General features: G+C 68.8%; 5 protein-coding genes. 2 read left to right on the top strand and 3 right to left on the bottom strand.

What is annotated here, in order from left to right; all coding sequences use genetic code 11:
• Positions 1-467, bottom strand: a 467-nt coding sequence (locus tag C1I93_RS29050) for a cellulose binding domain-containing protein (protein ID WP_181445376.1), incomplete at its 3' end; no start/stop codon positions are given.
• 361 nt (positions 468-828) lie between these two features.
• On the opposite strand from C1I93_RS29050, the gene C1I93_RS29045 reads away from it, so the two are divergent.
• The gene (locus tag C1I93_RS29045; protein ID WP_111246451.1) at positions 829-1734 is read left to right on the top strand and encodes a hypothetical protein; all 906 of its coding nucleotides are present in this window, start codon (positions 829-831) and stop codon (positions 1732-1734) included.
• Between the two features lie 83 nt (positions 1735-1817).
• Here C1I93_RS29045 and C1I93_RS29040 read toward each other — a convergent pair whose 3' ends face one another.
• Positions 1818-2558, bottom strand: coding sequence for a hypothetical protein (locus C1I93_RS29040; RefSeq protein WP_146603608.1), 741 nt, complete (start codon positions 2556-2558; stop codon positions 1818-1820).
• A gap of 106 nt (positions 2559-2664) precedes the next feature.
• Here C1I93_RS29040 and C1I93_RS29035 point away from each other — a divergent pair, with 106 nt between their 5' ends.
• Complete coding sequence (locus C1I93_RS29035) at positions 2665-3198, top strand: hypothetical protein (RefSeq protein ID WP_111246449.1); 534 nt, start codon at positions 2665-2667, stop codon at positions 3196-3198.
• Between the two features lie 3 nt (positions 3199-3201).
• Here the strand turns inward: C1I93_RS29035 and C1I93_RS29030 are convergent, their stop codons facing one another.
• On the bottom strand, positions 3202-3900 hold the full coding sequence (locus C1I93_RS29030; RefSeq protein WP_420811719.1) for an HD domain-containing protein: 699 nt from the start codon (positions 3898-3900) through the stop codon (positions 3202-3204).
• Positions 3901-4177: the final 277 nt, after the last annotated feature.

The following is a 4177-nucleotide window of genomic DNA, read 5'->3' as shown; positions in this document are numbered from 1 at the left end:
GTGGGCGGGGGAGTCGTCGGTGGCGGCGGGGTGGGATTCGTCGAGCCGGTGCAGACCGTGCCGTTCAGAGTGAAGGAGGTCGGCGAGGGGTTGGCGCCGGTGAAGCTGCCGTTGAAGCCGATGTTGGTGCTGGCGCCGTTGCCGAGCGAGCCGTTCCAGCTCTGGCTGCGCGCGGTCACGGCGTTACCACTCTGACTCCACGTCGCCGACCAGCCCTGGGTGACGCGCTGGCCGTTGTCCGGGAAGGAGAAGCCGAGGCTCCAACTGGACACCGCGTCGCCCAGATTGGTGATGGTGACGCTGGCGGTGAACCCGCCGGACCAGCTGTTCGTCGTGTAGCTCACGGAGCAGCCGGTCGCGGCCATGGCGCTGGTGGCGGGCAGGGACGCCAGCGCGCCGAGGGTCAGCGCACCGACGGCACCGGCGGTCACCAGCAGGCGTCCGGTGCGGCGCGGGGGATGCTTCATGGTGGACCGTCGCAATCTGATCGTGGTGGTGGGACGGCAGCTCCGGCGTGCTCGGACGGAATGGCCGGGAGCGCTCCCACGGCAGCCTACGACGCGGCGAAACAGTCACGCAATATTTCCATACATCGAAGTCTTGGAAAGGCTCGGGTCGGTCATCTCGTCCTCCTCCTCGACAGGTGTCCCATCTCGGTACCCGCGGGGTGCCACGTCCACACCGTGCGATCGGGAGAGTGTGATCCGTAACCATGCGTGTCCACGCACCGGAACCCCGCTGGCGGAGCGGCGGCCCTGATTTGCCTGGCTGGCTACCCTGGCCCTGATCATGTGCCAGTGAACCTCTCGACATTGACAAGGGCCACACATGAGTGACAGTCACCCTCCGTACGGAGGGCAGCCGGACCCGAACGCCGCGTGGGGCACCCCGCCCGGCTCCCCGGCTGGTCCACCGCTGCCGCCCGGTTCTCCGGTCGGTCAGCCCGGCCAGCCCGGATATCCGTCCCCGTACGGCGCACCGCCCCCGCCGCCGATGTACGGCGTCGCACCGCAGAAATCCTCGAAGACCGGGCTCTGGCTCGGGGTGGGCATCGGTGCCGCCGTGATGGCGGTGCTCGTCGCCTGCGGTGGCTTCATCGGCTTCGTCGTGTTTTCCAGCGAGGACGAGCCCACGGTCACCACCGGCGCGACCGGCCCCACCGGTACCCCCGGTCCGACCGGTACTCCCGGGCCGGGCGAGAGCCTGCCCGCCAACTCGTCGCCCGAGGAGCAGCCCAACAACAACGCCATCACCGCCCGCAACTCCAGCGACATGTCGGCGGTCTGTGAGGGCAGCCCGATCCTCAACGCCGCCCCGTACACCGCCGCCAAGGGCGCCAAGGTGTTCACCTTCGCCAACTCCCCGGACCGCCCAGAGTCCTGGCTCAGCAAATCGGTCGGCTTCGACAAGCCATACTACGCCCGGACCTCGGACTGGGCCTCGGTTTCCCTCATCGGCTGCCTCGCCTTCGAGCCGGGCAGCGACGGTGAGGCGCGCAAGTGCGAGTACAACGACAGTGACGACAAGAAGGTCACCGTCGACTATGTCTCCGCGCGCTACACGTTGACCTTCTACGCCGCCAAGACCGGCGAGAAGGTCGGCGACGGTGGACGGATCAACGCTCCGGCGGTCCGTTGCCCGAGCTTCATCTCCTACAACAAGGAGACCATGAAGGCGTACGCCCAACCGGACAGCGCCGCCCTCGAGCTCGCCCTGGAGAAATTCACCTCCTGAGCCGGAGCACACGTGCGGCGGGGCGGGGCATCAGCCCCGCCCCGCCGCCGTCCGGCCCGGTTCGACCGCTCGCGACCGTCCGGTCAGCTACCGGAGAGTTCGCTGAAGTCGACGACGTCCTTCTCGGCCGGCTGCACCAGCTCCGGGTACGACTCCCCGAACCCGCCGATCGTCACGTCACCGTCCGGCGACTCGATGAGCAGCGGATACGGCTCACCGGTCGTCGCCACGTACAGCGTGCTCTTCGCCTTCTGGTCGACAAGCCCGATGGCCGGACCGGCCTCAAGCTCCTTGGCCTCGCCCTTGGCCAGCGTTCCGTCCGGCTGGAGCAGCGTCTTCGGGTCGGCCATCCCGGAGATCTCGGACATGTCGCCGAACATCTCGTCGTCCGCCGACACCTTGACCCACCGGTCATTGATCAGCTTGGCCACGCCCGCGCCATCGGCACCGCCCATCGCCTTCCAGAAGTCGGCGTCCGCCTTGAAGTAGGTCTGGTTCTCCACCACCAGCAGCTCAACCCCGCTGCCCTGCATGTTGATGGTGCCGCCCCAGCTGCCGTTGGCGAACTTGAAGTCCATGGACGTCACCTCGCCCTCCTCGGTCGCCTTGCCGCTGACCTGGTAGGAGCCGGCCTTCTCCAGCGCCTCGATCGCCTTGGCCAGGATCTCGTCCGGCGTCAGCTCCGCCACCCCGTTGCTGGCGGGCGGCGTGCTGGCGGGCGGAGCGGACGACGAAGACGTCGTACCGCCGTTGTCGCCGCCGCCGCAACCGGCGAGCAGGGCGACCGCGATCGCGGCAGGCACGAGTACGCGTGCAACGCGCATGATGTTTTCCCCTCGTTATTGGAGGCCCAAGAGTAGAAACCCGATGCACGTGGGAGCGGCCGGGGCGGTCGATCCGTCAGTTGCCGGCAACTGGCAGGCTGACGCCATGGGGAGTGTCGTCGCGCAGTTGCCCGCCCTGCTCGGTGTGCTGATCGGCACCGTCGGCACCATCGTCGCCACCTCCCTGACCGACAGGTCACGGTGGCGTCGACACCAGACGGTGCGCTGGGACGAGCGGCGGCTGGACGCGTACGCCGAATTCGCCCGGGCACTCAAGGAGGTGCACACGATCGCCAGCCGGATGATCGGCGGCTACCTCGACCGGGAACAGGAACAGGCCGCGCTCACCGAGGCCGGCTTCCGGCACACCATCGCCTGGGAGAACGTCCTGCTGCTCGGCGACGGACCCACGGTGACCGCGGCCCGAGCGTGGCGCGACGCGGTCTGGCAGATCGAACGCCTCGCCCGCGGCGCACAGACCAGCGAGGAACTGCCCGACCTGCTGCACCAGGCCAACGAGGCGCGGGACCACTTCTACCGCGCCGCCCGCGACGGCCTGGGCGTCGGCGGCGGCTCGGTGGCCCAGGCCGAGCTGCTATCGAGCCGCCTGCACCGGAAGACCGCCGCGGCCGACCGCTGAACCTCAGGAGTGGGCGGGTTGGTCGAGGATGGCGCTGAAGCGCTCCTCGGCCAGGTCGAGCTGGTCGAGGATGTGCTGCCGCACCGGCGCGGTCAGTGGCGTGTCGGCCCGGGTGACCAGGTCCCGGAAGAGCGGCACCAGTGGACGGTACTTACGCGCCGACGACTCGACCTTCGGCCCGACGGCGTGGATCACACCGACCCCGTTGTCGGTGAAGTCGGAGACTTTGATCACTCGCGCCCACGGCTCCCGCTCCAGGCTGGCGGCGACGTGCTCGTGGTACTGCTCGTTGCGGTCCCGGCCGGGATCCCAGGTCGGGTTGGTCACCGCCGCCACCAGCCGTGCCACCCGCGGTCCAAACCGCTCCGCGAGCACACCGAGCGCCGCTGCGGTGGGGTCTGTGCCGCTCGCCCCATCCGCCAACTCCACCGGGTGGTCCTCCACCGCGTCGTGCAGCAGCCCGGCGACGATGACGTCCACGTCACGTACCTGGTAGTGGTGCATCATCCGGATCGCCACCCGGAGCAGATGATTGAGGTACGGCTCCCGGGTCCGCCGGTCCGCCCGGTGCAGCCGGGCGGCCAACTCCAGCGCCTCGCCCAACCGCTGCCGTTCGTCGGCGTCGAACGCCTCGCTCTCCAGCCGGAACCGCTCCCGCAGCCCCGCCTCGCCATACATCTCGGTGATCGCATGCATCGGCATACTGGCCAGATAAGACGGCAACCCCACCCGGAACCCTCTCTCCGTGATTCGTGGCAGCGATCTGTGGCAGCCAAGAACGCCTTCGTACTGCCACAGATGCATAGCAGACCACCAACCCCCGCCGCCGCCCCGGTTCGTCATGATCGTTGACGTCACGGCGACGTGACACGCCGAGAAAACGACAGCCGAAACGCCAGCGATCATGGGGTCGCCATAGCAGATCGACGGGAAACGCGGGGGTTGTCCACAGGCGGGGTGGGTGTCCACAGGTGGAGTG

Source organism: Micromonospora endophytica, assembly GCF_003236305.1.
In the GTDB taxonomy this organism is placed as follows: Bacteria; Actinomycetota; Actinomycetes; order Mycobacteriales; family Micromonosporaceae; genus Micromonospora; species Micromonospora endophytica.
Note: the sequence above shows the minus strand (reverse complement) of the source record. Positions and strands in the feature narration are given on the sequence as shown.